Genomic DNA, 24,477 nt, shown 5'->3' on the forward strand with positions numbered 1-24,477 from the left:
TCGACATATGGCTTTTTCACCCCAGTTCGCCTTGGTAAGCATTGCACTAACCGGCCCAAGGCGGCACATTAGCCCACCGCCACCCGTTTGAGAGTTTTGAGTCACGTCCATGCATGATGAATTTGTGGCCAACCTACGCCTACTGTGCAGCTACTACCCGTCCATTGCCGAAGTTTGCCGGCGCCTGTCAATCAACCGCGCCCAGTTCAACCGCTACTTAAGCGGGCGCTACTACCCTAGTCACGCTGCACTTCAGCGCATTTGCCACTTTTTTGGGGTGACGCCGGAAGACATCGCTTTGCCTCACCACGATTTTCGCGCCCTGGTGCAAACCGGTCAGCTCAACACCGACACGTCACCAAGCACCCTCCCCTGGCCAAATGCACTGATTCAACGGGGCAGCGAAGGCATGGAGCGCTACCTGGGTCGCTACTTCGAGCTTTACCACTCCATGTCGCGCCCGGGATACTTGATGCGCACCTTAGTGTGCCTGGAAGCCAGAGAAGGCGGTGTGGTGTACCAGCGCACCGAGCGTATGCAAACCGCAGCCAACACACGAACGTGCCACAACCGCTACGTCGGCACCGCAGTTAAGCTTGCGGATCGCCTGTTTATGGTCGATCACGAAACCCTCAATGGCCATGAAATTACCCAGACCATTCTATTTCCCAGCTTTCAAAGCCAAGTCACGCGCTTAACCGGGCTAAAAATGGGCGTAGCGGATAACAGCGAGCGCATGCCCTGCTGTGTGCGAGTGGTTTACCAGCGGCTGGACGAGCAGGTTAGCCTGCGCCAAGCGCTGGCGCAGTGTGGTTTGATAGCGCTGGACGATCCGTCGCTCGACAGGACCTTGCTAGACGCAGTGCAAAACGACGTGGCGGGCGGCGAACAGCATTTCCGCGCTCGGCATTAGCACGCGCTGCGAACACTAATGCGTTTAAACGTGAACAAGGTGAGCAAACCAAGCCTAAAAGCAGGAAATAACGCTTATGGGGCGGCAACGTTTTACTCACATAAACGAGGTAGGCACCTAAAGCGTCTCAGGGAACGCCGCCAATTCCTCGACAAAACGTTGTTTATCTTCCTCGAAACGCTTGGGGTCGTGCTTGAAACTGCGCAGGATGGCGTATTCGTCGATACTCAAGGTATCGGTCAATTCACTGATATCGTTGGCGGGATGACGCGCGCCGAGGCCAATTCGTTGGTTATCCGCGCCGTCAAACCAGCGTGTTAGGCCACAGGATTGGTAGAAAACTTCATCGGCCGGGTCTTCCACCTCGACTCGCAGCGGTGCCTTGAGCGAAAGCTCCTCGATCAGTCGCCGCCGCGGCTCGATATCATGGGTCAACGAACAGGAAAGCCGCACGGTCATGCCCTCCCCCGCCTCATCCAGCACCAGCAACGCCAACGCTTGGGGAGCGCCCTGATTATCCACCATCGCCAGCAAGCGTGCGGCCTCCTGGGCGAACAGTACGCGTCTTGTGCCCGCGAAGATCACCAATGGCGTCAATCCCGCTTGCTGGCCATAGACTTCGGCACACAAACGCGCCAGACAGGCCTCACGTTGCTCCACGGCTTTGACAGTTACCACTTTCATTTCACTATCCTTCCATAACGGGCATGACAATACGCACTGGTACAGGAGTATGCTCTGCCAAAAGGCAAAGCCTAGCATATTCATTAAGCGGCTTTCGGACGAAAAAACTGCCTTCCTAGACTTGGATAATTGAGCAACGCCAACCATCGACAAGGGGCACAACGCCTATGCATATCAGCGTCCTTACCATGAAGATTTCGCTGCCGGGATGCCGCTCACTCAAGGAAAAACGACAACGGGTCGGCGGTCTGCACGAACGTTTCGGGCGCAACCCCGCCATTGCCGTTTGCGAAAGCGCCGACCATGACAAGCTCGACGCCAGCGAATGGACCTTCATCGTGGCCGCCACGTCACCGCAAAAGGTCGAAACCCTTTGCAGCGAGATAGAAGACAAGATCCAGCGAACGGTCGAAGGTCGAATGCTCGATGTAACCCGGGAAATACTCTAACTGCAGTGTTAGAGCCCAGGCTAGAAAGCCGGTATCAACGCAGCAATGATTCGATAAACGCCATATCCAGATGGGCCTCCACCGCATCCGCCAACCGATCCAGTTCCGCCAATCGGTGGGTGACGTAATCCACGGCGCTGCCATCATTTTCTAGGCCGCAACGTTTCAGCAACGCCGTACACGCATCAACCTGGTCGAAAAGGCCGTGCAGGTAGGTGCCCATGATCTGGCCATCGGCGCTGATAGCGCCATCAGCGCGCCCTTCCAGCTTCAGCAAAGGATTCGCCAGCGCCGCCCCCTCACTGATGCCGTTGTGAATTTCATAGCCGTCGATGGGGATACCTTCCGGCACCAGCTGCCCATGAACGTTGTGCAGCTGCTTACCCGCGACCATGCGGGTATCGAAATCCAGTAGCCCCAAACCAGGGGTCGAGCCAGTATCGCCTTCCAGCCCATCCGGATCGTGAACGGCGCTCCCAAGCATTTGAAACCCGCCGCAGATGCCCAGTAGTTTGCCACCGTAACGCAAGTGGCGCTGAATGGCGGTATCCCAGCCCTGGGCACGCAACCATTCAAGATCATCTCGGGTGCTTTTGCTGCCCGGCAGAATGATCAGATCTGCAGGGGGAATAGCTTGGTTCGGCCCGACGAACGTAAGCGCCACCGCTGGATGTAGCCGCAGGGGGTCGAAATCGTTGTGGTTGCTGATACGCGGTAACGCCGGCACCACCACCCTGAGCCTGGGCGCCTCACTTTGGCAGCCGCTGAGACCGACGCTATCCTCGGCGTCCAACAGCAAGCCTTGCAGATAAGGCAAGGTGCCCACTACAGGCTTGCCGGTACGCTGGGTAAGCCAGTCAAGCCCCGGTTCCAGCAGGCCGACATCGCCCCGGAAACGATTGATAATAAAGCCCCGGGTGCGTGAGCGCTCGGATGTCGAGAGCAATTCCAATGTGCCTACCAGCTGCGCGAAGACGCCGCCGCGGTCAATATCGCCCACCAGCAATACCGGGCAATCGGCAGCCTCGGCAAAGCCCATGTTGGCGATGTCATTGGCGCGCAGGTTGATCTCCGCCGGACTACCCGCGCCTTCGGCGATGATCACATCGAAACGCGCCGAAAGCGCTTCCCAAGCGGCCATGACAGAGTTCTTGGCTTCGACCTTGTAGGCGTGATAATCCAACGCCCCCATATGGCCGTGGACTTTCCCGCGCAGAATCACCTGGGCGCCCCGGTCACTTTCCGGCTTGAGCAGCACCGGGTTCATGTCACTGTGAGGCTCAAGCCCGCACGCCAGCGCTTGCAACGCCGTAGAGCGGCCAATTTCGCCGCCGTCCTCGGTCACGGCGCTATTCAGCGCCATGTTCTGGGGTTTAAATGGCGCCACCGATATTCCACGCCTTGCCAGCACGCGGCAAAGGGCAGCCACCACGGTGCTCTTACCCGCATCCGAGGTGGTGCCTTGAATCATCAATGTGGCCATAAAGAGGTCTCGCCCAGGTGAACAAGAGCGAGACTTTAGCGGGAGGTGTTTAAGGGTGCAAGACAGCAGCGAAAGTCACTGACGGATAGCGCTATGGGTTTATCTCGAGCTCAAATACAGAGTGGTCTACTTGCGCCAGCTCCCATGCCTGCACCAACTGTTTTTTCTCGACGCCCCAGCGGTAGCCGCCTAGTGCACCACTCTGTTGAATCACCCGGTGGCAGGGGATCCATAACGCGACCGGGTTAGCGCCCACCGCATTGCCTACCGCACGGGATGATTTAGGGGTGCCCAACGCTTGGGCGATATGGCTGTAGCTAGCCAGTTGGCCCTCTGGAATCGTCAGCAGCGCTCGCCAAACCGCAATCTGGAAGTTAGTGCCAGTCACGTGCAGCGACACGGCGGTAGCCCCCTCTTCGGGCTGAGTAAACAGCCTTTCCACCGCATAACGGGTGGCATCAGGACTATGGTAAAACGCGCTGCGCGGCCACTCTTTAGCAAGCCTTGCCAATAACGCTTGCGAATTTGTCATATCGACAAACCCCATTCGGCATATACCCCGGGGCGTTATCGCGACGAACAGACTCCCGAGAGGTGTCTCATGGACACCGTAAGCGATCTCCACTCCTTCACCCTGGCGCTTATACTCGCCGGGCGTGACCGCCTCTAACTGCACGAAGTGATCGTAAAGCCGTGAGCCACCGCTTAGCCCCAGCGTGTGGGCAATATCCAACAGCGAGGTGGATGACTGCATTAATTGCTTGCCCCGCTCTAACGTGAGCGCTTGCAAAAAGCGTTTGGGGCTAATCCCCGCATAACGGCAAAAAAGCCGCTGGAAGTGAAAGGCACTTAAATGAACGTGAGCAGCCACCGCTTCCAAATTGGGCTGTTCCGCCGCATGGGCCACCATATAGGCCATGGCTTTCTCGATACGCGCATAATCGTTCATTTTCGCCTCACTCACCGCCAGGTTACAGGTTATCAATGTGCTAATACTGGCAGCCTAAGCGATCAAGGCCTGCGTGCCGACCCGAATCTTGCGCACTGGCGGGCGATCAGACACTCTACGTTCCATCGACATTTTCACTCATTTCCGCTTGGGCGAGGATTGCCTTAACCCATGGTAAACGATCAACACATGCAAGACTTAATCAATGACATCGCCGATACCATGGCCAACGCCGAACGGCGGGGTAAGGTCGCCGACTACATCCCCGAGCTCGGCCATGTTGACCCACAGCAGTTTGCCATTTCGCTCGCCACCGTGGATGGCAAAGTATACTCGGCGGGCTGCGCGACCACGCCTTTCTCCATTCAGAGTATCTCGAAAGTATTTACGCTGACCATCGCGCTGGGGCAGATGGGCGACTCACTCTGGTCAAAAGTAGGCCGTGAACCCTCGGGCGACCCCTTCAACTCCATCGTGCAGCTTGAGCACGAAAGCGGCAAACCGCGTAACCCGTTTATCAATGCCGGAGCTATTGCGGTGGTCGATGCCATCATGATGGGGCACGAACCCAAAGAAACGCTGGGCGAAATCCTCAGCTTTGTGCGCTATATCGCCGATGATGACAGCATTTACTTCGACCATGCCGTGGCTGCGTCAGAGATGGCTCACCTTGATCGCAACGCCTCACTGGCGCATTTTATGAAGGCCTTCGGTCGTCTAGACCACGATGTCGATAAAGTGCTGGGCACCTACTTCCATCAATGCGCTATCGCGATGAGCTGCGAGCAGCTTGCTCATGCCGGGCTTTTCTTGGCCTCAGATGGCATCAACAAACCCAGCGGTATCCGGGTGGTGGCGCCCCAGCGGGCACGACGTATCAACTCGCTAATGATGATGTGCGGCCACTACGACGCCTCCGGGGAGTTCGCCTTTCGGGTTGGACTACCTGGCAAAAGCGGCGTGGGCGGCGGCATATTGGCTATCGCGCCGGGCTATGGCTCTATTGCGGTTTGGTCGCCGGGATTAGATAGCTACGGTAACAGTTTGCTAGGCACCCAAGCGCTGGAAATGTTTGTCCAACGCACCGGCTGGTCGGTGTTTGGGCATTATTAAGGCTGAGCGTTTAAAGCAGCCACCTCAATTTTATGCAATACGACCCGAAGGCGCTCCGGCAATCTCCTTGTACTACCAAGGAGAATGACCATGAGCGCGTCACCACTGCTACCTTTACTGCTCCCCATGTCCACCTTTGCCCTGGCCGCGTCTATTTCGCCGGGGCCGGTCAACCTGGTTTGCCTGAATAGCGGCACCCACTACCCCATCGCTAAAGGGCTTACCTTTGTCACCGGGGCTACGCTTGGGTTTGTGGCGCTGTTTTTAGGCATTGGCGCAGGGCTTTACTCACTGCTGAGCCAAGTGCCGATACTGGAAGAACTCTTACGCTGGGCGGGTATTATGTTTTTAGTCTATCTCAGCTATCAACTTTTACAGCACGACGGCCACTTGCAGGCACAAGGCGCCGTCAAAGCGCCAGGGTTTATGACAGGCGCCATGATGCAGTGGCTCAACCCCAAAGCGTGGCTGGCGTCTGCCGCTGGTATTGGCGCCTACACCAGTGGCAACGCGACCTATCAACTGTGGCTATTCGCCGCTCTCTACCTGCCTATTTGTTGGTTATCCCTGGCCAGTTGGGTATACGCAGGCGCCTTTCTCAAACGCTATGTTCAACGTCCCATCATCTTGGTAACGATTAACCGAACTCTGGCTGTTTGTCTGGCCGCTAGCGCACTGTTTCTGCTGTTTTGACTGGCTGTTGTTGTTTGAGAAGCGGATAGCGGTACTGATTTGGCGTCGCCGCCACCAGCCGCTTGAAGGTGCGTTGGAAGTGAGGTTGATCGTTAAAGCCTGCGTTTAGAGCCGCCTCAACGATAGGTTGCCCCTGTTTAAGCGCTTTCTGTCCCATCTGAACACGCTGGTTAATCAGGTAGGCATGGGGCGTCAGCCCAAAGTGCTGTTTAAAGGCGCGAATCAGGTGCCCAGCGCTATAGCCAGACTGCTGGCATAAGCACTCAAGCGATATATCGGCAGCACAGTTGGCACGCAAATAGGCCGCGACGTGTTCCAGCGCGCCGGGGGCTTGGGGCAATGTCGCGGGGGATTCCTGGGCCAGTGTTTGCATCATGCTAGACAGGTACGCGATTAATGCCGTTTGCTTATCGCCAATAGCGCGTTGTTCATCCAGCAAACAAGCGGCCATATCGCAGTACCCGGCATAAAGCGCTGGCTGGGTAATGACGGCGGTGGCTATGTCTTGCCAATAAGAATCATCTAGCAGGCCCAATTGATAGCGCAAGTCGCTCAGCCAAGCGGTATCGATGTAGAGCATCAGGTACGCCCAGGGCTGGTTCTCGATGGGGTTGCATGCATGCACCCAATGGGGGTTCATCATGACCAGATCCCCGGCGGTAATCTGATAGGTAGCATTGCGGTAGCAAAAGGTGCTTCTACCTGCGGTAACGGCTCCAAGCGACCAGTGCGGGTGGCTATGAGGCGCGTAACAGACTTGCCGTGCATCGCTAATCTTACGCAGCTCCACATGGGGCATACGCGTGTCGCGCCAGAAGATAGGTGAACGGGAATCAGCCATGCGTTACTCGAGCCAATAAGATAGAAAACGAAGATAAAAGTAAGCCAGTTCCAGCAGGCAATAACTATGCACCTCCGCTGACTTCTCCTACGCTAAACAATAGCACGTCACTTCCACAATATAGGCAGCCGCCCGAATACGGATATTTTGCAACGCCATTTTTTGTCAGGAGGACACCATGGCCACATCATCCCAGACCCCCAACCACCGAGACGCCATCTCGCTATTTGCGCGCATGGGCTACGCCGCACGCGGCGTGGTTTACTTATTAGTTGGCGGGTTGGCCGCGCTGGCAGCATTTGGCCAAGGGGGGCAAACAGAGGGCAGCCGTGGTGCCTTAGAGCACGTGCTCACCGCCCCTTTTGGTAAAGTTTTATTAGCGATCATGGCCGTGGGGTTGGTGGGCTACGCCATGTGGCGTTGCATTCAGTCGATAAAAGACGCCGACCATCACGGCCACGGCGCCAGGGGATTAGCGATTCGCGCGGGCTTATTGGCGAGCGCCGTGACCCATACGCTGCTGGCCTTTTTTGCTGCCACCCTTATCTTCCAATTCGGTGGCTCCTCAGGGGGTTCAGGCGGCGGCTCGCAAGGTGTGGCAGGCTGGCTGATGCAGCAACCTTTCGGGCGTTGGTTGGTAGGTGCGGTGGGCTTAGTATTGATTGGTGTCGGTATTGCCCACGCGTTTAAAGGCTACAAGGCCAAATTCGACAAACACTTCGAAATGCCGAAGCAAACCCAGCAATGGGCTTATCCGATTTGTCGCTTTGGCTTAGCCGTGCGGGGTTTAGTGTTTGTGATTGTCGGCTGCTTTTTTATTATCGCGGCCTACCAATTTGACCCTAGCGAGGCGGGAGGCATTGATGAAGTATTCACCACACTTCGCAGCCAAATTTACGGGAAGTGGCTGTTGGCATTTGTCGCGATAGGTCTTTTTGCCTTTGGCATTTACAGCCTGTTGGCAGCGGTATATCGCCGCGTCGACCCGTCCGCATAGCGGCCGCTCCTCATGGCTTTTTCGACAGCGAAAACCAAAGCTTGGTTCGTTCGTATCAATGGCTCCCAGCACATGCTTTGGCTGCTGGCCGGTCTATCTTTTCTGGAAACCATTATTCTGCCGATCCCCATTGAGCTGGTACTGATCCCACTGATGGCAGTTAATCGGCAGCGTTTGTGGGCCATGGCCGCCGCCACTACGCTTGGCTGCCTGGCGGCTTCACTGATTGGTTACGGCGTGGGGATGGTGCTCTTCCAGTCGATAGGCACCTGGTTTATCGACTCGATGGGAATGCAGGATGCCTACGCGTCCTTTCAGCGCTTCTTTAACCAGTACGGTTTTGTGGCCATTTTAACGCTGGGAATTTTGCCGATTCCTTTCCAGATCGCGATGATCACCGCTGGCCTTTCAGGCTATCCCGTGTTGATGTTTGCCCTGGCGGCGCTCATGGCACGAGGGCTTCGCTATTTCGGTCTTGCTTGGCTGGTACACCGCTTCGGCAACCGCGTCATTGTGCTATGGAAGCGCCACGCGCTGCTAACCAGCCTGATAGGCGGTGTCGTCGTGTTGCTAATCGCCTTGGGCATGCAGGCATTAGCTGGATGGGTGATGTAAGGAAGCCTGAAAAGCGTGCGGACAGACAAATGACACTTAACGATTTGGCTTTGGCAGTAACGACGGGGGTTCCCCAGTCATTACATCCATAGGGGTTAAAAAGGTTTCCCATATCGTATGCGTACGCGCCTGGGTAAGCTGTGTTTTACACGACAACGACATAACGCCCCGTATGGTGCCATCGCGCCACTGCGTATACACCGCATCACAGTGGGCTTGGCGGTAGCCTTCCCAGGCTTCTTGCGCCTGCTGAATCGACTCCACCAGGGCCGCATCGGTTTCATGATCGTTTAGCGCCGCGTCAAGATAGCGGTGCATTTCCGCTTCGGCGGCTTCTAGCTCAATCAATGCACACTGATTGATATCCGCCGTCGTCATGGCATTTTCGCAGTTGGGTGCACTATCCGAGGCATACGCTGACAGCGCGCTGAAGGCAAGAAACAAACCGGCAACATAGTTCATGAACACTAACTCTGCGCATAGACGTGAAATATAATATTGTAGAAAATATGTTATTTAACATAGCAGGTGCGCTGGACATCGTCAGGAAGAGCGCCCACAAGAGGCGTGACCAAATGGTGGTGCGATGTTATGAATTCAGAATTCTGAACCTACATCATCGGGGCTAGGTCGTAATTGGCGTTGAAGGCCGAGCAAAAAATTCCGCAATATTTGGTCTTTACACTCTCGGTAATTTTTATGGCTGGGCTTACGGAAAAAGGCGCTGAGTTCGTGATGACTCAACGGTAGCCCCACCCGCTCAAACACGTCCAAAATATCGTCCGCTTTCATGTTCAGCGCGATGCGCAGCTTCTGGAACACCATGTTGTTGTTCAACTGCGTTTCCGGCGCCGGCTGGGGGCCTTCCCGCTTGCCACGCTTGAAGCTGATAAACCCGTTCAAAAACGCCGCCAGTTCTTTGTTCTTCATGGTGACAAAGGCGTCATCGTCATCCTTCTTCAGCCAGGCCGTCACCTGCGGCTGGGTCACGCTGACCTCCGCCAGGGCGAAGATATCCACGATGGTGTTATCTTTTAAATCAAAGGTGTAACGGATACGGCGAAAAATATCGTTATTGGTCAAAATGGGGTTCCTGGCCGGTAGTTAGTTTCTTGAGCAGCTCATCAATTTCTGCTTTCAGGTCGTTATCTTCAATGCCTTGGGCGCTAACTTTTGCCTGTTGAAGGCTTTTGATCGCATCGTCCGTTTGGCCCAGTTCCACTTGAAACGTCGCCATGGAAAAACCAATAGATGCCATATGGTCTTTCGATTCCATGTCAATGGCTTTATCCAGAGCTTTTTCGTAGAGAGCCAGCGCTTCATCTAACTCTTCGGTAAAGTCCGCCAGGGTTTCCCACTGTTCTGGGTGATCTTTATCGGTGTTCTCATTATCCGTGCAAATCGCCTTCAATTCGGCATAAAGCGCATCGAATGTTTCTCTATCATCTTTCGCAGCGGCTTTCATTAGCTTTTCAGCTAATTCGTAAACCGCCTTATATATTTTGGTGTTAATCATGAACAACCACCTTTCACCTATCATAAAATAATAACAAAAAAAACAAACCTGTTTAAAAAGCAGCACTCATAGAATAACCGCTTTTAACACAGTAGCACCGCCATGGCCGCGTTATTATACCCTCTGGGCATACCCCCACGGGCGATCATTTTGACGCTTTTGTTAACGAGGTGTTGGTGTTGCTTATCAGGGTGGGTTTGCTGGGCTCAACGTGTTTGGAAGGATCCGTTTAGGAAGTGCCAGAGAAATATGCTAAACGCTCTCGTTGAGAGAGCCCTTAAGAAGAGAGAGCCTTCAAGCAGCTCAAGCCGACGGTGTATAAACGCGTAATCCTGCTGCACATCGGCGAGCCAAGCAAAAAATACGCTACAGAGCTTCGGACAGCGGCGAACTCTGGCAAGCACGCCATTCACCCTAGAATGAGGTTCAGCGCTCGCAGCGACGCCGCTATTCGGGGAGCGGTTTATTCCGACCCATCTGACTCGCGAAGCTCGCTATATTTCCTTGCCGCTTTAGACTTAGCAGCTTCGACGCTGCGATCTCTCTTTTCGCCAAGCATGTCGTCCTCTATCTCAGTCGGCGGTACCAGCGCACCCAGTGCGGCACCGATGGCGATACCGAGACTCCCCGCAATCAGCGGTTGGTCTCGATAGAACTGCGACAGGCTTTCCCGAGCGTTCTGTGCCGACTCATTCACGTGCGAGGTTGCACTGTGCATGCGATCGCCCGCTGCGGCGGCCTTGTCTTGTGATTTCGCGGTGGCATTGCCAAAGGCATCCTTGAGCTTGTGCTCGTCCTTGCCAGTGCTGGTATTCTGCGGTTGTTGAGCATGCGCCGCACCATTGCTGTCGGACGACATCATCAACCACGAGATGCCAACGCTGGTAAGTCATCGGCATCGGGTTGTTTTTTACTTGGGCGCCCAGGTTGCGACCAAACTCTCCGCCATGCTCCCGGGCCATGCCAAGCGCCTGGTCGATGAGTTCGCCGGGCGAAAACCGATCAGACAGCTCGCTTGCGCTCTCGCCGAGGCGCGCGCGTGCTTGGTCGACTTCGCGCTCCAGCTGTTCCGGACTTTTCGTCTCGTCATTTTGATCGTCGTCACTGCGGGTATCGGTAGTATTGTTCATCGTGCTGCCCTCTTGACGGTCTCTGTGTCTTTCTTCGTGGAATCCAGCGTGCGATCCGGCACCATCGCGTTCGCGCTCATTTTTTTCTTGGCCGAACCGATCATCAGGTAGCCGACCAGCAGCGCTGCTACGCCGACGATCAGCGCTGAGAGCCATGGGGCTAATACGTTGCTGAGCCCGTACACCGCGCTCATGAGCAGGACAACGAGCCCAGCCATGGCAACAGCAGCGCCCGCCGCAATCGCACCGACGGCGGCTTTCGCCTCCGAGATAGATTCGCCGATTTCAGATTTCGCCAGCTCGATTTCTTTGCCGAACAACGTTGATAAGTCCGTTGAGAGGTTACGAATCAGGTCGGCAATCGAGTCAGCACCGTTTTCATCGCTCGCCGCTGGCGACGGTGCAGTTCCGTTTTCCTGTTTCATAGCGTCTCTCCCACGTTATCGCTGCCCGGGGCAGTCGAGTTCGTATACGTGTTCGTCATGTCGACCCGTTCCCGGCGCTGGATAGGCTCGCCGCTAGAGACATCGTCATTTCGGACACTGTCATCTTTCCGGTCAGTATCAGTCGGGCTTGCGTTGTTTCCCTCATGGTCATGCTCGGTGCTTGCCTTGAAGAATCGCGACAAGCCAAAGCCAACGGCAATGCTGCCGAGCATGTACAGCGCAGGATTATCCCGGGCCAGACGCTTGGCATCGCTGGCCAGCTCATCCACGCTGCGGTCTTCAAGCTGTTGGGCGGCAGTCGCGAGGTTGCTGCTCAACTCGCGTGCATAGCGGGCTAGGCCTTCGCGGTCTTTGTCATCAAGCTTGGATGCGGCTGCATCGATGGCCTCTGACAAATTATCTGCCTCATTCGCGAACTGTTGCTGTCCAGCTTCTGCCTTCTCGCGCGCTTCGGCGCCCACGTCGCGTTTCACATCGCGAGCGGCTTCATCAGCTTGCTGTTTCGGCGATCCGCTACTGGTGTCGTCAGGCTTACTGTCCGCGTTGGGGCGATTGGGATCCAGGTTGGATGGCGTCATTACACACTCCTCGGCATTCAGTCAGTCGAATGCTTGCTGTTGATGCATTTCAGATTCGCACCGGTACATAAGGTGCCGCAAGAAGCACGCCAAGCGCGGAGATACTCGTAAGAGGTTGCAACGCGCGATGGCTCATGGAGTTATCCGTGGCTCGCAAATTCCTATCAACGTGCTTGCAACCTGAGTTTTTCAAGTTTCAGGAGTGGAGTCTGTGCGCTACCAGACCCACCACCTCCTTGAGCGCAGTTTCCTGTCAGGCGCTGTGCGCCATGCCTGGCGCAAAAAAAGCGCGGCCTAAGCCGCGCTGCAAATACCATGGATATTCGTGCCATGGCTCACGCATATAGGGACAATGTTTAGTTGCTCTGCATAGCCTCACGAAGGGTCTGGTTAGTATCTATATTTTCGAACTGATCACTGCCATAGTCGCCGGACTCTCCATCGTCGCTCGAACGAACCACAAGCTCATCATCGTTGCGAAGCTCTAGATCATCCACTTTGTAACCCATCTCGTCTTCGCCGAATCCGAAGAAGCCACCTTCAGTAATCACGACGTAGATATCATTGCTCTGGGTGTTTCGAACAACGCGCTCGATGTCACCAATCTCTTCATCGTCTTCCTGACTGTAGACGGTATAGCCTTCGATCTCTCTGACCTCCCTGTCAATGAAGGCATTACCCTTTGAGGCTTGGTCTTGTGACGCCTCATCTTGATTCTGTTCATCCGTATCACGCATTTCAGCATCGACGTTTTCAGCGCTCTCAATCTCAACGTCGACCTCGCCCGGCTCTTCGACCGTGATGTTAGGCTCTGCCTGTTCGACGGTAACGTTGGGATCCGGCTGCTCAATGGTCACTTCCGGCGGCTGTTGCTCGACGGTCACATTCGGCGACTTTTGCTCAACTTGGATCTCAGCCGGCTCCTGTTCGATATCAACGTCAGCGGGCTCCCCCTCGATGCGAACCTTGGCTCCCTGGCCTTGTTCGTTTCCCTGGGTGCCCTCCGGGTTCGTCTGTTTCTGTTCATTCGCCTGAGACTCCTCGTCCTGGGCATGAAGACCCTGGGTAAGGCCGAAGCTCAGAGCGCCAACTGCGATGGCAATTGCTGTCCTTTTCATTCGATTTTCCTTCTCAATTCGTTTATTTTGGTTTGCAATATTCATGTTAGAGGGCTCCTGTTCGGGGCTGACATAGCGTTAAAGTGACGACTTGCAGCCTCAGGAAAATATCTGTTTATGGCTGGCGATCATGCATCTCCAAAACGGAACGCCGTACGATGTGCTCCAAGCAGCACAAAAAAATGTTCTTTTGGCACTTCCCTTGCCGATCTCTTATTCAGCTTAGTCAGTGAGTAAAACGCTTTCTGTGCACTAGCGAACATGGGGGCATGTTTCATCGAACATTCGTTTAAGATTTCTTATAATTCAATTATTTATAAATAATAATTCGCAATAGCTGATATGACGGAATGCACACCAGCACCTGCTATGCCCCGCTCGCCAAGTTATTACTAGTTTCGGGGGAGGCAAAAATCGTCGATGGTGTAAGAAGGAGTAAGCAATCCGCTAATCCTATCTAGGCAGGCTTCAACTAGATCGGTAACGTCTCTTTCCATTGCCAGAGCAGCAGCGGGTTAAGCTCATCATCATTGAGCATGGGTAGCGTCTCGAAGACAGGCTGCAAGCAGTCGTAGGGTGAGAAGCCATTGGCGGTTTCGATTGGTCTGAAGATCGCCGCACTGGCTTGGGTATTTTTGCGAAGCCCGTTGCTGGGTTGAATATGCTTGGGAAGGTCAGTTTAGAGTGTTCCGCACACTCAGTGCCTCCGCTGGAATGATGTGTTCGACGTCACTTTGCATAGCCAGTACCCACCAATGTAGCGCGTTATTCTTCCAGAACAACGTCGTCAATTGGGCGACGTAAGCTGAATGGCGCAGTGCCGCCATGGCCAAAACGCACCATTAGCTGCGCATTTTCTCCGCTCAGGTTCAGCCACTGTTCAAAGTTTGATCGCAACGAACGCACTTCGATAGGCTGATTGATAAAGGCGGTTCGAACATTAAGGGCGGTCGCCTGCAACGCGAAGCGCTCGTAAGCGCGGCCGGCTTCAACCCACGCGGCCTTATCGTCTTCCCGTGACACGAAAACCGCCACGCCAGCTGAGCTTTTGATGTTCGTGGCATCGGTCTCGGCTTGCCCTTTTGGGGTGAGCACCAGCTTGATGATCCATTTCGCCAACCAGGTCGGCAATGCTGGCTGACCGCTGACTCGCCCCGACAGGCCATCGCCGGTGCGTATTGCTTCGTTGGGATTAAAACGAATCCAGGAAACGAGTTCATCTCGAAAAGCTCGGTCAGTCAGTTGGTCGATATTCCCTCGAGCAACGTAGTCAATCACCGCGTCCTTCTGCGCCGCTGACAACAACATAATTACTCGGACGTCCTTCCGTTCACCCGCTTTCTCCAACACGTCAAGCTCCCACGCCTCAAGTGACTTGCCGTCATAAGCCGTCTTTACGCACTGGCGTTGGGGAATGGCTCGATAAAGATCCGTTGGATGAGCTGAGGCGTCACGGTGCAGAAGAATAACGACCCCGTCTTCGTCGGGATCAAATCGGACATCAGCCGAGAAGCTTTGCGCTTTCGCTGCATGAACGAGATTTTCAGCGGCGCAGCCCAAGCTCTTGAAGAGGTGGCTGTCATCTGGGTCGACCACCGGGCAACGCCGTGAGAAGTCGGGCAGGATGGTGACCGAGTCTTGCTGAATGCGAAATTTCCAAGGCTGGGTGTTATGACTGGAGGCCGCGAGTGTGGCATGCCGAATCAGCTCTCGCGTATCCAGCACCCCGTCTGCCTGCGAGGTTCCAGGCCGACGAATGTCGTTTGCTGCCTTATCGTAATCATCAGTCGACGCCATTGTGCCTCCTCTACGAGCCACCGCAATTAGCTTTTCTAGTCGCCGGAAGCCGCCCAGCACGCGCGGCTTTGGAATTGAGACGAAACCGTAATGGAGTAGGCGTCGCTGAGACTGGCCTCATTGGCAACTGTAGCACGCCGCTGAGAATTATGATTTTTTACACCAAAAGCCCAAAAACAGCATGTCCAACGCTGCAGAGATTTCATCTTGCTGCTCAGCAAGGCTACCAACGCCAGAACGCAATTCACCTTCGGGTACAGCTGCCATGTACTGAGTGGCCATTACTAGCTCCTGACCCTCAATGCTAAATACAGGATTCAGCCGCTGGGCAGGGGCCGGCGCAGAGGATTTGGGCAACAGTGGCACGACAACTCGGGTGTTCAAGCCGCTGAGAAGGCCTGACTGAACATCCAACAGATAGCCAGCCCCACCCTCATTTTCGAAGATATCGAAACGAGCCATCAGAACTGACGGTGCCGTGCGAGAGGCAAACCGTTAGCTTCAACGTATGCGTTCGAGCTTGCCAGGGCTCTGGCATTTTCTTTAAGCAACTTCTCCTGTTTATGCACCAATAATATGTGCATATTTACAGCACATCAAAACTCTGCAGCGTTAGGTCTTGTCTAATGGCGCTTCAATCTCATCAGTATGGCGGCTAACGCAGTTGGTCAGCGTGGCGAAATAGGGCAAGGTACCAGAATTTGGTGGGCGATGATTTTCGGTGGCAGGATAGCCGCTGATCGCGCAACAAATTGTGCTCCGACAAGCGCCATAGCAACGGCCATGGGTGCGATAGCCCAACTACGTTGCGCTCATTCAACTACGCATCGGTAGTTGTCATTATAGCTCAATGCCCTTCTGGGCTTTGATGCCATGGTCTTTGAAGGCGTGTTTGACGGCTTTCATTTCGGTGACGATATCGGCGCAAATAATTTCTATTTGAACCTCATCAACGCCAGGCTGTTCTCCTTATTGCCCCCCCTCTCTACGTTACTGACTCCTGCGCATCGCGGTTTAAATTCCGCTCGGCCGGGATATCGCTCAGATACTCGACAAACTCCACTTCAAACCCGGCCGGATCGAGAAAATAGACATTTTTGCGAAACGGCTCTACAGCCCCTGGTTTCGCAATGGCATAACCCGCGTTATTCAACCTGGCAACAACGGCATCAAGGTTATCGGTCACATAGGCAAAATGGGCCAAGCCAACGCTGTGGCCTTTCAAATCGCGGTTCGGCCCTTCGCCGTGATCGCTTAACGCCAGGTAATGTTCGTCGTCACCAAAGTGCACCCATTTACGCGGTTTGCCATACCACTCGCCATGGCCTTCATCGCGTACCCGCCAATGCGGGAATACAGCACGGTAAAAGCCCAGCATGGCATCCATATCATCAACGACCAGATTCACGTGTTCCAAGTACATAAGTATCTCCTTGCGTTAAGTGAAATGGCAGAATAAAACCTCAACTTCACTTGAGGTAAAGCTGTTTTTGGAGAAAAATGGCAAAAAAGATTCAGGAGTGTGAGATGGCAGAGGCAATTTGGAGTGTTGGCAAGGTGGCAAAGCGCTGCGGCATTAACGTCAGTACTTTGCACTTTTACGAGCAACAAGGTCTGATCCAAAGCTGGCGCAATGCGGGCAACCAGCGCCGCTATAAACCGGAAGTACTAAGGCGGATTTCGGTGATTAAAGCCGCGCAGAAAGTCGGCGTCAGCCTGGAGGAGATCAAACAAGCTTTTGAATCACTGCCCAATAACCGCACACCGACGGTTGAAGACTGGCAGCAGCTTTCAAAAAACTGGCAGCAGATGCTGGATGGCAGGATTGCTTATCTGCAAAAGCTACGTAGTAACTTGGCTGGCTGTATAGGCTGCGGTTGCCTGAGCATGACCAGTTGCCCGCTCTATAACCCGGACGACCAGTTAGCAGAAATCGGTAGTGGGCCGGTGCTTTTGGATCAGGCTGAGCAGAAAGCGAGAGCTCAGCAAGAACCAAGCGCTAGCTCATAGCGCTTATTAGCAGCCCTCAAGCATTAATCTACACGAATGAACCACTTGGGCTTGATGCGCCCAAAGTCGCGACGGGCATTGGTTTTCAAGGCTTTCTTGGAATCCAGCACCAATGCCTCCTGCTCACTTCTAACAAACACCACCCAATGCCAGAAAGGTTTGCCCTGCTCCATGCGCCATTTGATCGCCAACAGCGCCTTGTCTGGAAGACTCGCCCAGGTATCGAATGGTGTCTCCGTGGGTGCAGCTGTGATTCCCAGAGCACGCAAGAGTTTACGGACGTACTCGGTGTCTGACCAAAGCGCTGTGTCTTCGGCATAGATACCTAAGGCGTTTGCTGTCTCTTTCGCCTGCGCATAGGTAATGCCCGCAAGAGCAGCGCATGATGCGATGCCACAGCCGGATATTTCTTCTTGAATGACGGGGTTCATTTGCATATTGATTAACGTTTGCCATAAACGGTGCGAGGAACAAGCGTGCAGCGACTTAAATGAGTGAATTTAATTGCATTTTCATTTCGCTCACTCACGACCTAACTTCAATTACCCTGAGACTCCACTTTCGCCAATTTCTTCTCTAGCTTAACAACTTTAGAAAATGAAATGATGCCAAAAACAAACCCCAAGATGCCCATCGACATTCCCATAATTCCAAAAATGAATCCTATATCGCCCATGTTATCTCTCCAATTTTAAAGCTAAATCTGACCATGATCAGCGTACTATAAAGCATCACTTACCATTTATTTAATGAATGCCTTTAATTTCATCACAGAAGTCGCAATTCAGCACTATGAAACGAATTGCACTACTCGAGCAACGAACGGCTGCTTTTACGCTATACTGCATCATTTTTCATTTTTCGACACACCTTACGACGATCTGTCAGGGCGCCTTATGCCATTTGCAAAACTAGGATTATCCACTCATCTTGTTCAAGCGATTACCGAACTAGGTTACAACACCCCAACGCCCATCCAGGAACAAGCGATTCCTGCCATTCTCTCGGGCAACGACTTAATCGCCACCGCACAAACAGGCACAGGTAAAACCGCTGCCTTTGTTCTTCCTCTGCTAGAGCGATTCAGTAACGCGGGCACGTTACGTGGCAAGCGGATACGTGCGCTGATTCTCGTGCCGACCCGTGAGCTAGCGGTTCAGGTCGAAGCCAATGTGGCTCAATACGCTAAACACACACACTTAACCTCTATGGCTATGTATGGCGGTGTGGATACCGAAGCTCAAAAAGAACGCCTGATCAAAGGAGTGGATATTCTGGTCGCCACGCCGGGCAGATTGCTTGATTTGGCACATCAGCGTGCACTGCACTTTGATGAACTTAAAGTCATGGTATTGGACGAAGCGGACAGAATGGTCGACATGGGTTTTGTCGACGATATCCATAAAATCATAGAGCGCCTACCTGAAGACCGTCAGAACCTACTGTTTTCGGCCACCATGACCGACGACGTTCGCGCCCTCGCCTACGATTTTTCAGATAGCAAGATGACCGATCTTGCGGCTGAAATATCCATTTCTCCCAACATCCGCGCCGCCGCTAATGTCCAACAATGGCTAATTACCGTCGATAAAGACACGAAATCCGCCTTGTTGAGCCACTTGATTAACGAGCAAAAGTGGGATCAGGCGCTTATTTTTACCGAGAAAAAACACAATGCAGCCAAGCTTGTTGCTCAACTGGAAAAACGCGGCATCACAGCGGATTCCATTCATGGCGATAGAAGCCAAGCGATGCGCGAAAAGATTCTGGCTCAGTTCAAAACCGGCGAACTGAAGTACCTGGTGGCCACCGGCGTCGCCGCTCGGGGGTTGGATATTGGCGAACTGAGCCGTGTGGTGAATTATGATTTACCCTTTAAGCCAGAAGAGTACATCCACCGCATTGGCCGAACCGGCCGCGCGGGCGCCTCAGGGGAAGCCATCTCTTTAGTCGACATGAGTGACTTTAAAAATCTTTGTGCCATTGAAAGACGGTTAAAAAGCATTATTGAGCGCAAAGAGGTTGCAGGCTTTCCGGTTCGAAAAGCAGTACCTGAATCAAACTTAAACTATAAAAAACAAAGTAATCGTTAATACTTACCAAAGAAGCTCACCTCTTGAAAAAGGTGAGCTTCCTTATTGTAGATATTTCACGAATCTGGCAAAAACGCATCTAACAGCTCGGCATTAGTGGGATATTTATCCAATAACTCAAGTAACTTCTGCGCGCCTTCTACTGGCTTAAGCGTTGTCAAGGCTCTGCGCAATGTCCTTACTTTTTCAATATCCTTTGCATCAATCAACAGCTCTTCTCGCCGGGTACTGCTTTTGGCAATATCTATCGCCGGGAAAATCCGTTGATTGGCCACTTCCCGGGATAACACGAGCTCCATATTGCCCGTGCCCTTGAACTCCTCGAAAATCACCTGATCCATTCGACTTCCGGTATCCACCAGCACGGTGGCCAGAATAGTGAGCGATCCGCCGTTTTCGATCTTTCTCGCGGCGCCAAACAGTTTTCGTGGTATTTCCATCGCGCGAGAATCCAGCCCACCCGACATAGTGCGACCATTGCCTCGCTGCTCGGCATTATGAACGCGCGAGAGTCTGGTAAGAGAATCGATCACAATCATCACATTATGACCGTCGCCTGCTTGCTTACGCGCCGTCTCAAGAAGCTTATCGGCCATACGCACATGGTGTGTGTAGGTTTCGTCTGAAGACGATGCATGTACATCTGCCGACACACTGCGTTTAAAATCTGTCACTTCTTCAGGGCGCTCATCAATAAGCAAGGCATACAGCTTTATGTCAGGATGAGCTTCTGCCACAGCCTGACAGATATGTTTTAACATCGTCGTTTTGCCAGAGCCCGGCGGCGCCACTATCAACCCACGTTGCCCCATCCCAATGGGCGTAATCAAATCCATCGCTCGCACAGTACGCTGCTTAGAACCAGGCTCTAAAACAATGCGTGGGGAAGGATGAATAGCGACGCCATTTAAAAAACGTTTTTCTGGATCATTAGGGAATTGATCTTCAACCTCGTCGGCGGGCTTGGCATCTATCTGCCTTTTCACCTTTAAGCCTAGTGTTTTTCTCGTCATAATATTGTTGGATCGCCTTGAATAACCTGAACTTATAGAATAGCTGGAGCGCTTTAAAAAAGATACTGGTCTTGCAGATACGATGCCTTTCAAGCTCTACTGGTGGCTGTGAACGAGAGTTCTAATTTCACTCGGAAGAAAAACCTGGTCAAAGTAAGGACAGCTCTGGCAGTTCGGCAGATCATATGGCATCGTAAGTCCCTGCTAACTCTGAAATTTGCGGCAGTTCTGGAGCTGCGAAGCGGCAGAGGAACTATCCGGCAACATTGACTCGTTATGCATTTTCTTTAACCTTTGGCACCTTAAGCCGCATGCAAAAAAGAACCATTAAACCGCACACTAATCCAATAGCTAAAGAACCACTCAATCCTGCATTTAAGAAAAGAGGATTAAGCACAAGAGCGCTGACTACAGCCGGAATAAATAGTATTGCTCCCAATTTGAAGCTTATATATAACTGAATAGGATTACTACATTTTGGGCAAATCTTAGATTTACCAATTTGAGTTTCCTCGGTACTGAGGTGCTAACGAGGCTGTAGAAAAACCCGATTTCGAGCCGCGTCTATCGCCTGTCGTCCTAATTTTTGGCTCAGCCAGTCATCTTGCTGAGTCATCCTAATATTGGCATTCAGCCACTTGAGCGCCCAGATAAAGCTAGTTGAAGACGGTGTTTTGCGCTCACAAAGCAACATACCCCGCTCCAAGACCCTCATGACGCGGCCAAATGACCATAATTCGCTAACTTCTCAATATTGTGCACCATACAGTAGAGCTTCCATTGACCTTGCACCTTCTTCTTGCACCGCAGGCTGAAGCGGCTCAGCCTTTTCGTTGTGCCAATGTTGCCGAAGACGGGCTCCACGACTGACATGCGATGACTGTAGATTTCTTTGCCCCTGGGACTATCGACGCGGTGCTTCATCCAGTCGGTGTAATTCGGTAAGAGATTGTTCTCAATAATAAAAGACACTTGGCGGCCAGCACCGTTGCGATGGTCGGCAGAGCTCGGGTTCTGCATGCATCGGTATTTCTTTGGGCAATGCCGACATTGCAGCAAACGCCCTTCGAAGTGTACCCGGATCTTGCCATTGTCGGTGTCGCGTTGCCCTCGATAGGTCAATTTTTCGCCGGTTGGGTAGATACACGTTAGCTTTACAGGATCAAACTGGAACGCGCTGGCTGGTGTCGTCTCTCGCCAGCCTTTGTCCGGTAGGTTCTGGTGGCGCTTGCCGTATTTGTCTTTCTGGTCGGCGAACTTCGGATCTCGACTGCGGAACTGGTTATCGGGGATGTAGCCATTGATCTGACGTTCGTGCAGGTATTTTATATTGGCTTCGTTAGCGAAGCCGGTATCCGCGGTCACGACGGTGCCTTTCTGGTAGATGTTCTCCGCCATCCCCAGCTTCTTAAAGCGCGCTTCAACGGTTTCCAATACTGGCTGCAATGTGTGGTGTTCTTGGCCTTCGCCAAAGGCCTGAGCATCAATGATGATCTGATGTTTCTTATCCACCTTGGCCACACCGTTATAGCCCTGAATCGTGCCTTTACTGGTGGTCATCTTGGCACTTTCGTTATCAGTGAGGTTACTCTTCACTTCCTTGATTCGCTTCCCCCGGCCCATCCTTGGGCTGTGCGTCTTTAGGAATCGATCCACTTTGTTCATGGCGGCATCTAACAAGAGAATCGTCTTGGCCCGGCGGATATCCCGATCCAAGTCGGCTTCCATTTCGGCTTCATCACGCGCGTAGTGCTCTAGTAGGTGATGCCGAATCAGGCCTCTCAGTTTCTCCCGCTTCTCGCCCAACTCTTTGAACGTACCCGACCACTCCTTAGAGGCATCGGAGGACATCTTACAGCCGTCAATGGCAAAGAGTTCGTTGCCCAGCAAGCCCTGTTCGTGGCAGACCAGCAGCACTTGTTCAAACAGTGCTTCAATCTCATCGGCATGGCGGCTGACGAAGCTCGCCAGCGTGGTGAAGTAGGACACAGTATCGCCGGAAAGGGCTTTGAAAATAATATTGGTCTCGCAGCACCACTGCATCTCGCGACTGGAGGTGATGCCTTTAGAGTAGGCAAACAGGATGATCTTCAACAGAATGGCCGGATCGTAGGCCAACCGACCTGTCGCGTCGTTGCGATACTTAGGATGGAAAACCGACAAGTCGAGTTTATGCTCGATCAGATAATGCACTGTGTGCTCGAAGGTGCCGGGTTGGAGTTGATCTTGGTAGTTGATCACCACCATGGCGTTCTGGTCATGGTTATAAGGCTTGAAGCGCGGCATGCTGACCACTCCTCGTCTATTTTTCCCGATCCTACCAAACCGAGCCATGAAAAGGGTTTTTCTACAGCCTCAACGCTTCAAACACCGGCGGCGTCTACGCCCGAATGCTCTGACTTGTTAGGTGTCCCCAAGTCGTACTCAAAAATTTTTCCCAAAGTCGAACTATGCTTTAATGAAAAGCTTTGGCTAAGTATCACAAGATTATAACTTTCACTACCTACTCTAGTAGATGGATATCTTATTGCATCGAATCCAACAGATTTTGCACAGTCAGAAATGAAGCGAGAAAAAACATACTTTGGTCTATACCACCCGGTGTCATCCTGTTTAGCGCTCATTAGCGCTGAGTAAACCAATGTATTCAAGAGATCGTGATGCTCTTCGTGTGCATCATACGAGTCCACCAAGTCAAGAACCTTTATGACCTTGTTAATTTTTACCTCTGCAATATAACAGGCAACCTCTCGCATTTCATAAAAGCAAGTTTCTGGAGTACTACCTAAATATAAAACTGGAATTCCAGCATGGTTATACCTACCCTCTGAGACCACTTGGTCTGGCGGAAAATCGAATTCTGATATCTCATATGATTTCATAGATGCAGATGCTCTAGCCCTATACAAACTATTTGAAAGAGCTATTGGCTCCGAACTTTCAGACAAGCTTTCTAGCGTGCTGTATATTTCTTTAGCAAAGCTATGCTTGAGTATAAGAAATGGTGTTTTCTGGGATAAGTTTGATATCTCAATGAGATATTCTTCAAACCCCTCAACCACATCAAAAGGAAAGTTGTAGGGCCAGATGTTGTATTTTATCTCTTCTCCACAACGTGGACATTCGATAAGCCTAAGGAATCTGAAAAACTCTTCCTCTGTATATACCTCCTGCAGCCTAGAGCCTGAATAAAAGCAGCTCAGATCAATTCCACTTCGTTGAAAAGCTGCATCATCCGCAGCGTATGCGTGCGGCCAACTTTCTAGAAATTCATCATAACAGTTATCACAGCAAGCGATGTCGCTAGAAAACCAACTTTCTAGATCTCGATAGAACAGCTCCTCAAACCAATATAGGTCTTCTTCTTCAAGAGCTGATCGTTCTTCTGAAGTTAGCATGATTCTCTCAGCCTTATGGGCACCTAACGCCGCACTCTGCGGAAATTTAGGAGCGCCAGCGAGTAAATTTTCCGTAGCAGCGCTTTGTTATGCATGGCTGCCATCCGGTAGCTTCAATTCCAACTGAGCGTTGAACTCTTTTGGCGTGGTTATTACCGCGATATCGCTTAAGTCACCTACTTCCAAGATATACGGACTTGGCTCAGGACGATTGGTATCAATCTTTACCCTATACTCGCGCTGATGAGAAAACAAACTCCGTTTTTGGTAGCCTAGCTTATCCCCCTCTGGCATGTTTCCATGAAACTCATGTTCATTGAAATAGTCAACCAATCCAAGATTGCCGTGGAAATTGAGCTTTTCTATTGCAGATTTGCAGCGTTCGATAAACTGCGATGCTTTCAAGATAACAACGCAAAACTTACCCAACCCAAAACATGAATCATGAAGCTCAAGTGTTCGCTTGAAATCCGATAGCGTTTCCGATGATACGATCTCATGACCTCGACTGTTTAGAGAATCCTGAATCCGTGAACTTGAAGCCGAGACTTTCCCTATCCCCGCTATTGTGAATTTTTTGATCCCCTAGACGGCCATTTTCGACGGACAGGGTCGCTACCCACCGTATATCGGTCTCTTGG

The 24,477-nt window shown here is 52.5% G+C and carries 30 protein-coding genes and 1 pseudogene; 8 read left to right on the plus strand and 23 right to left on the minus strand.

Features of this window, described 5'->3' with window-relative positions; genetic code table 11:
- The first annotated feature begins 109 nt into the window (after positions 1 to 109).
- Positions 110 to 913, plus strand: coding sequence for a helix-turn-helix domain-containing protein (locus tag HZS81_RS15745; RefSeq protein ID WP_179931468.1), 804 nt, complete (start codon positions 110 to 112; stop codon positions 911 to 913).
- Between the two features lie 117 nt (positions 914 to 1,030).
- Here HZS81_RS15745 and HZS81_RS15750 read toward each other — a convergent pair whose 3' ends face one another.
- On the minus strand, positions 1,031 to 1,597 hold the full coding sequence (locus HZS81_RS15750) for a hypothetical protein (RefSeq protein WP_179931469.1): 567 nt from the start codon (positions 1,595 to 1,597) through the stop codon (positions 1,031 to 1,033).
- Between the two features lie 167 nt (positions 1,598 to 1,764).
- Here HZS81_RS15750 and HZS81_RS15755 point away from each other — a divergent pair, with 167 nt between their 5' ends.
- A complete protein-coding gene (locus HZS81_RS15755) occupies positions 1,765 to 2,046 on the plus strand; it encodes a DUF503 domain-containing protein (protein ID WP_179931470.1) in 282 nt (93 codons plus the stop codon).
- 34 nt (positions 2,047 to 2,080) lie between these two features.
- Here the strand turns inward: HZS81_RS15755 and HZS81_RS15760 are convergent, their stop codons facing one another.
- A complete protein-coding gene (locus tag HZS81_RS15760; protein WP_179931471.1) occupies positions 2,081 to 3,529 on the minus strand; it encodes a cobyric acid synthase in 1,449 nt (482 codons plus the stop codon).
- A gap of 91 nt (positions 3,530 to 3,620) precedes the next feature.
- Positions 3,621 to 4,478, minus strand: a complete 858-nt coding sequence (locus HZS81_RS15765; protein ID WP_179931472.1) for a bifunctional transcriptional activator/DNA repair enzyme AdaA — start codon at positions 4,476 to 4,478, stop codon at positions 3,621 to 3,623.
- Between the two features lie 189 nt (positions 4,479 to 4,667).
- Between HZS81_RS15765 and HZS81_RS15770 the strand changes: the two genes are divergently transcribed.
- On the plus strand, positions 4,668 to 5,591 hold the full coding sequence (locus HZS81_RS15770; protein WP_179931473.1) for a glutaminase: 924 nt from the start codon (positions 4,668 to 4,670) through the stop codon (positions 5,589 to 5,591).
- Positions 5,592 to 5,681: 90 nt separating this feature from the next.
- Entirely contained in the window at positions 5,682 to 6,284 is a 603-nt protein-coding gene (locus HZS81_RS15775) for a LysE family translocator (protein WP_179931474.1), read from the plus strand.
- Here HZS81_RS15775 and HZS81_RS15780 read toward each other — a convergent pair.
- Entirely contained in the window at positions 6,259 to 7,125 is an 867-nt protein-coding gene (locus HZS81_RS15780) for an AraC family transcriptional regulator (protein ID WP_179931475.1), read from the minus strand. The two genes, HZS81_RS15775 and HZS81_RS15780, sit on opposite strands and share 26 nt — an antisense overlap.
- Before the next feature lie 178 nt (positions 7,126 to 7,303).
- Here HZS81_RS15780 and HZS81_RS15785 point away from each other — a divergent pair, with 178 nt between their 5' ends.
- Together HZS81_RS15785 and HZS81_RS15790 are read left to right on the plus strand one after the other, a co-directional pair.
- Positions 7,304 to 8,122 (plus strand): DUF1206 domain-containing protein, encoded by an 819-nt coding sequence (locus HZS81_RS15785; RefSeq protein ID WP_179931476.1) that lies wholly within the window; start codon positions 7,304 to 7,306, stop codon positions 8,120 to 8,122.
- 12 nt (positions 8,123 to 8,134) lie between these two features.
- Entirely contained in the window at positions 8,135 to 8,737 is a 603-nt protein-coding gene (locus tag HZS81_RS15790; protein ID WP_179931477.1) for a YqaA family protein, read from the plus strand.
- Positions 8,738 to 8,773: 36 nt separating this feature from the next.
- On the opposite strand, the gene HZS81_RS15795 is transcribed toward HZS81_RS15790, so the two are convergent.
- From HZS81_RS15795 to HZS81_RS15855, 13 genes and pseudogenes are all read right to left on the minus strand, one after another.
- Entirely contained in the window at positions 8,774 to 9,199 is a 426-nt protein-coding gene (locus HZS81_RS15795) for a lysozyme inhibitor LprI family protein (RefSeq protein WP_179931478.1), read from the minus strand.
- 135 nt (positions 9,200 to 9,334) lie between these two features.
- Positions 9,335 to 9,820, minus strand: coding sequence for a YehS family protein (locus HZS81_RS15800; protein ID WP_179931479.1), 486 nt, complete (start codon positions 9,818 to 9,820; stop codon positions 9,335 to 9,337).
- Complete coding sequence (locus tag HZS81_RS15805; protein WP_179931480.1) at positions 9,810 to 10,253, minus strand: tetratricopeptide repeat protein; 444 nt, start codon at positions 10,251 to 10,253, stop codon at positions 9,810 to 9,812. Before HZS81_RS15805 ends, HZS81_RS15800 begins: the two co-directional genes overlap by 11 nt.
- A 463-nt stretch (positions 10,254 to 10,716) precedes the next feature.
- Entirely contained in the window at positions 10,717 to 10,971 is a 255-nt protein-coding gene (locus tag HZS81_RS15810; RefSeq protein ID WP_179931481.1) for a hypothetical protein, read from the minus strand.
- Positions 10,943 to 11,383, minus strand: coding sequence for a DUF3618 domain-containing protein (locus HZS81_RS15815; RefSeq protein WP_179931482.1), 441 nt, complete (start codon positions 11,381 to 11,383; stop codon positions 10,943 to 10,945). Before HZS81_RS15815 ends, HZS81_RS15810 begins: the two co-directional genes overlap by 29 nt.
- Positions 11,380 to 11,808, minus strand: coding sequence for a phage holin family protein (locus HZS81_RS15820; RefSeq protein WP_179931483.1), 429 nt, complete (start codon positions 11,806 to 11,808; stop codon positions 11,380 to 11,382). Before HZS81_RS15820 ends, HZS81_RS15815 begins: the two co-directional genes overlap by 4 nt.
- Positions 11,805 to 12,407, minus strand: coding sequence for a hypothetical protein (locus tag HZS81_RS15825; protein ID WP_179931484.1), 603 nt, complete (start codon positions 12,405 to 12,407; stop codon positions 11,805 to 11,807). Before HZS81_RS15825 ends, HZS81_RS15820 begins: the two co-directional genes overlap by 4 nt.
- A 356-nt stretch (positions 12,408 to 12,763) precedes the next feature.
- Entirely contained in the window at positions 12,764 to 13,525 is a 762-nt protein-coding gene (locus HZS81_RS15830; RefSeq protein ID WP_179931485.1) for a DUF6470 family protein, read from the minus strand.
- 765 nt (positions 13,526 to 14,290) lie between these two features.
- Positions 14,291 to 15,322, minus strand: a complete 1,032-nt coding sequence (locus tag HZS81_RS15835; protein WP_179931486.1) for an Acg family FMN-binding oxidoreductase — start codon at positions 15,320 to 15,322, stop codon at positions 14,291 to 14,293.
- 147 nt (positions 15,323 to 15,469) lie between these two features.
- A complete protein-coding gene (locus HZS81_RS15840; RefSeq protein ID WP_179931487.1) occupies positions 15,470 to 15,784 on the minus strand; it encodes a CcdB family protein in 315 nt (104 codons plus the stop codon).
- A complete protein-coding gene (locus HZS81_RS15845; protein ID WP_179931488.1) occupies positions 15,784 to 15,906 on the minus strand; it encodes a type II toxin-antitoxin system CcdA family antitoxin in 123 nt (40 codons plus the stop codon). Before HZS81_RS15845 ends, HZS81_RS15840 begins: the two co-directional genes overlap by 1 nt.
- Before the next feature lie 256 nt (positions 15,907 to 16,162).
- A pseudogene (locus tag HZS81_RS15850) lies at positions 16,163 to 16,246 on the minus strand (cob(I)yrinic acid a,c-diamide adenosyltransferase); the annotation flags it as partial.
- A 61-nt stretch (positions 16,247 to 16,307) separates the two neighbouring features.
- The gene (locus tag HZS81_RS15855; protein ID WP_179931489.1) at positions 16,308 to 16,745 is read right to left on the minus strand and encodes a VOC family protein; all 438 of its coding nucleotides are present in this window, start codon (positions 16,743 to 16,745) and stop codon (positions 16,308 to 16,310) included.
- 104 nt (positions 16,746 to 16,849) lie between these two features.
- Between HZS81_RS15855 and soxR the strand changes: the two genes are divergently transcribed.
- Positions 16,850 to 17,332, plus strand: a complete 483-nt coding sequence (soxR, locus tag HZS81_RS15860) for a redox-sensitive transcriptional activator SoxR (RefSeq protein WP_179931490.1) — start codon at positions 16,850 to 16,852, stop codon at positions 17,330 to 17,332.
- 23 nt (positions 17,333 to 17,355) lie between these two features.
- Here the strand turns inward: soxR and HZS81_RS15865 are convergent, their stop codons facing one another.
- Together HZS81_RS15865 and HZS81_RS15870 are read right to left on the minus strand one after the other, a co-directional pair.
- Complete coding sequence (locus HZS81_RS15865) at positions 17,356 to 17,763, minus strand: hypothetical protein (RefSeq protein WP_179931499.1); 408 nt, start codon at positions 17,761 to 17,763, stop codon at positions 17,356 to 17,358.
- 107 nt (positions 17,764 to 17,870) lie between these two features.
- Positions 17,871 to 18,008 (minus strand): hypothetical protein, encoded by a 138-nt coding sequence (locus HZS81_RS15870; protein WP_169331552.1) that lies wholly within the window; start codon positions 18,006 to 18,008, stop codon positions 17,871 to 17,873.
- 220 nt (positions 18,009 to 18,228) lie between these two features.
- Between HZS81_RS15870 and HZS81_RS15875 the strand changes: the two genes are divergently transcribed.
- Positions 18,229 to 19,425 carry a DEAD/DEAH box helicase gene (locus HZS81_RS15875; RefSeq protein WP_179931491.1) on the plus strand — a complete coding sequence of 399 codons (1,197 nt, stop codon included), beginning with the start codon at positions 18,229 to 18,231 and terminating at the stop codon, positions 19,423 to 19,425.
- A gap of 56 nt (positions 19,426 to 19,481) precedes the next feature.
- Here HZS81_RS15875 and rho read toward each other — a convergent pair whose 3' ends face one another.
- The 4 genes from rho to HZS81_RS15895 form a co-directional block, all read right to left on the minus strand.
- The gene (rho, locus tag HZS81_RS15880; RefSeq protein WP_179931500.1) at positions 19,482 to 20,438 is read right to left on the minus strand and encodes a transcription termination factor Rho; all 957 of its coding nucleotides are present in this window, start codon (positions 20,436 to 20,438) and stop codon (positions 19,482 to 19,484) included.
- Positions 20,439 to 21,149: 711 nt separating this feature from the next.
- Entirely contained in the window at positions 21,150 to 22,724 is a 1,575-nt protein-coding gene (locus HZS81_RS15885; protein ID WP_179931492.1) for a transposase, read from the minus strand.
- 77 nt (positions 22,725 to 22,801) lie between these two features.
- On the minus strand, positions 22,802 to 23,836 hold the full coding sequence (locus tag HZS81_RS15890; RefSeq protein ID WP_179931493.1) for an RES family NAD+ phosphorylase: 1,035 nt from the start codon (positions 23,834 to 23,836) through the stop codon (positions 22,802 to 22,804).
- Between the two features lie 87 nt (positions 23,837 to 23,923).
- Positions 23,924 to 24,241 carry a hypothetical protein gene (locus HZS81_RS15895; protein WP_179931494.1) on the minus strand — a complete coding sequence of 106 codons (318 nt, stop codon included), beginning with the start codon at positions 24,239 to 24,241 and terminating at the stop codon, positions 23,924 to 23,926.
- Positions 24,242 to 24,477 lie beyond the last annotated feature (236 nt).

The organism is Vreelandella salicampi (genome assembly GCF_013415105.1).
Classification (GTDB): Bacteria; Pseudomonadota; Gammaproteobacteria; order Pseudomonadales; family Halomonadaceae; genus Vreelandella; species Vreelandella salicampi.